This is a genomic window from Microvirga sp. KLBC 81 (genome assembly GCF_003075415.1).
In the GTDB taxonomy this organism is placed as follows: Bacteria; Pseudomonadota; Alphaproteobacteria; order Rhizobiales; family Beijerinckiaceae; genus Microvirga.
The window spans coordinates 1-3229 of record NZ_QDAH01000187.1 but is presented as its reverse complement, the minus strand read 5'-3'; the positions used below and the strand labels follow the sequence as shown (position 1 = coordinate 3229).

General features: G+C 54.2%; 4 protein-coding genes and 1 pseudogene. 2 read left to right on the top strand and 3 right to left on the bottom strand.

Annotation, left to right across the window (positions count from 1 at the left end):
- Positions 1–67 (bottom strand): NAD-dependent epimerase/dehydratase family protein (locus DC522_RS32900; RefSeq protein ID WP_245444741.1); only part of this gene is annotated, 67 nt, incomplete at its 3' end.
- Positions 68–198: 131 nt separating this feature from the next.
- The gene (locus DC522_RS37700; RefSeq protein WP_116532613.1) at positions 199–594 is read right to left on the bottom strand and encodes a VanZ family protein; all 396 of its coding nucleotides are present in this window, start codon (positions 592–594) and stop codon (positions 199–201) included.
- Between the two features lie 156 nt (positions 595–750).
- On the opposite strand from DC522_RS37700, the gene DC522_RS32890 reads away from it, so the two are divergent.
- Both DC522_RS32890 and DC522_RS32885 read left to right on the top strand, forming a co-directional pair.
- Positions 751–1866, top strand: a complete 1116-nt coding sequence (locus DC522_RS32890) for a glycosyltransferase (protein ID WP_116532612.1) — start codon at positions 751–753, stop codon at positions 1864–1866.
- Between the two features lie 9 nt (positions 1867–1875).
- Entirely contained in the window at positions 1876–3093 is a 1218-nt protein-coding gene (locus tag DC522_RS32885; RefSeq protein ID WP_116532611.1) for a glycosyltransferase, read from the top strand.
- 36 nt (positions 3094–3129) lie between these two features.
- Here the strand turns inward: DC522_RS32885 and DC522_RS32880 are convergent.
- Positions 3130–3229 (bottom strand): annotated as a pseudogene (locus tag DC522_RS32880) (IS5/IS1182 family transposase); the annotation flags it as partial.

The following is a 3229-nucleotide window of genomic DNA, read 5'->3' as shown; positions in this document are numbered from 1 at the left end:
CCTGATGGCCCTGGGCCAACAGCCGCGCGGCCACATGATAGCCGATGAAACCGGCCGCTCCGGTCACGAGAATGGGTAGTCTCACTTTAACTTCCTCTCAATACGGGGATCCGATGCGCAAGTTCCCGTCCGATGCGCCAAGTTCCCGTCCGTGCGGGGTGAGCTCTCAAGGAATTAAGATCGCAGGCTTTGCATGTGTTAACTACGGCGCTTTCGAATTATGCTCTTAAGGGCAGACGGCAGCCTAAACCATGTGAGCGTTCCGAAGCGTTGCATGAATTCGGCAATGAGTGCTCCAGCGATGGATCCGTTTATCTTGACCAAGGCATCATGGATATGGGCGTGGCGATCCGGAACCAGGTTCTGCCCAAGCTCCAATACGATTGCGATCACCACCGCTAGGATGAAAACAGAGACTCGTTGTTTAGGGTAGGCAAAGGCAAGTGTCGCGGAAATAAGGATAAACGCCAGAACCCGCTCGACGTCGGCGGGGGCGGCAGTGGAGGGCCTGACCTGATGAGGAGAAAGGGTAACGGCAGCAGTTGCCGCTATCAGGAGCCATGCGAGCGATCTTAAGAGTAACTGGAGCCCCATAGTGCACGTTTCATGAACAGTCTAAGCGTAGGATGACAGAGCTTGACTGCATCTGCTCATCTCATCGGAGGTATATCGATCGTGTTACGCCCGAATACCAGAGCTAGCTGTTTTTCAAACTCCTTCATTCTGGTTCAAGATCATCAGGGGATCCAAATGAAGGGCCAAATCGTGTCACAGCCGCAAAGGATCGCGTTCTTCCTTCCTTCTCTGGCTGGCGGCGGTGCCGAGCGGGTGATTGTGACTCTCGCGAACGCGATGGTTCAGAGAGATCTGACGGTTGATCTCCTCCTCAGTTCCAAATCAGGGCCGTACCTTGAGGAGCTCGATCCAAGGATCAATGTTCACGATCTGGGAGCGGGCAGGGTCATAACCAGCATTCGACCTCTTCGCCACTATATTCGCCAACAGAAGCCAGCCGTTCTTCTCTCATCTCTGATGCATGCGAATGTTGCAGCGGCCATCGCATGCATACTGGCCCGACGTCCGCTTCGCTTCCTAATCCGAGAAGCCAATTCAATCGGGGTTAAGGACCATTATAGCTCGCTCAAATCAATGGTGAAGGTCGGTTTGGCACGCTGGGCCTACCGTCAGGCCGACATGCTGATTGGTGTGTCCCAGGGATCGCTCGCGCTGATGTTCGAAGCGCTTGATCTTCCCGATCAGCATCCATCCAGAGTGATCCTCAATCCTGTCATCGACGATAAATTCGCTGCAAAGGCACGTGCGGAACCATCACCGAGTTGGCCTTGGGACGACGGACTTCCAGTTGTTCTCGGTGTCGGCCGACTTGTGCCGCAGAAAGACTTCTCAACGCTCATTCATGCATTTGCACGAGTGCGGCAGCGTGCTTCAGCTCGGCTGATTATTCTAGGAGAGGGCGAGGAGAGGTCCAAGTTAGAGCAACTTGCACTTGAACTTGGGGTTTCTGACGATCTTTGGATGCCCGGGTTCGTCATCAATCCCTTCGCCCATATGAAACGGGCCAGTGTTTACGTTTTATCATCGCGATGGGAAGGTCTCCCGAATACTCTCATTCAGGCTATGGCGTGTGGCACGCCCGTAGTTGCAACACGCTGCCCTAGCGGACCCGATGAGATTCTTGAAGATGGGAGATGGGGCGCTCTGGTCCCAGTGGGTGATGCCGAAGCAATGGCTTGCGCCATTCTGAACAGCATCAATGGTAAAGCAGGCATACGGCCAGGAGAGGTTCTGCATAGATACGACGTCTCCCATGTGACGCAGCAATATCTCGATGCTATGTTAGGGTGAGATAGGCAAATGACCATTGAAAGGCATCTGCTGCGGATCAGCATGGTGTTCGTATCCTACCCCGTACCATCCGAGACATTTGCAGTACGCGATGTTCGTGCCCTTCGCGGAATGGGACACTCGGTCGAGACTTTATCTTTGCTTAATGGGAGGAAATTTTCGGAGATCCTCTCGTCTCTCAAACAATTTCCACGGGCGATGCGCAGGCCTGGTGCCTTGATCGTGATCAAACTAGGGCTGCGAATTATCCTGTCGGGCGGCTGGACATGGCGGGAAAAGCTGAAGTGCCTGTTTCTACTTCCTTCGGCAGCATGCGTGGCAAGCCGCGTCATTGAGAGCCGCCCCGATATCGTCCACTTGTTCTGGGGGCACTATCCTTCGATGGTCGCCTTGCTTGCTAAGCCATTCTTGACGCAGACCCATTTTACCGCTTTCCTGGGAGCTTACGATCTTGAGAAGCGCCTCCCGATCACGAAATGGACTGCACATCTAAGCCCAGTACTGTTCACGCATGCCTATGTCAATCGTAGGGCTATAGAGTACTTCATAGGCAGACATAGAATTGAAGTCATCCACCGAGGAATTGAGATTAAACCTTACCTATCGGGCGATTGGAAGCCGCTTCAGCAACGGGCTCTTCGCATCTTTACTGCGGGCCGGTTCATTGCCGAAAAAGGTTTCGACCGAATTCTGCGGGTATTCGAGCGCGTGGCTGCGCTCTACCCGGAGGCCACGCTTGCGATCGCTGGAGACGGTCCTGAGCGCATGAACCTCGTGGCGATGGCTCGGGAGCTGAAGATTGAGGATCGAGTGAATTTTCTCGGCTGGTGCTCCGAAGACGAGGTTCGCCAGCAGTTGTTCAGATCCCGGGTGTTCTTGCTGCTCTCGTACAAGCCTGGAGAGCGACTCCCGAACGCAGTGAAGGAAGGCATGGCAGCAGGATGCATCTGCATCAGCAGCCCCTCTCCCGGTATAGAGGAACTCATCGAGCACGGGTCCGATGGGTTCATCTGCGACGCCGACGACATGGCAGGGATCATGAAGGCTGTTGCATTCGGCTTTGAGTCTGACGCTGCTGCGCAGATGAGCCACGCGGCGTCGCAGAAGATTCGCACGGAATTCGACGTTCAGGTATCAGCTGAAAAGTATACCAAGTGCTGGAACCAACTTTTGATAGACGCGAGCAAACCTATCGCGTCGTCCACGCGGGCTCAGATAGGTGATTGATGAACGTATTGTCTCTAGGCTGTAGTGACCAATTAATCATTTGAGCCAGAGCATGATGTTGGCAAGTTTGACGAAGCCGAGGAAGTTGGTGGCGAGCTTGTCGTAGCGGGTGGCAATTCTCCGCCATTGCTTGAGC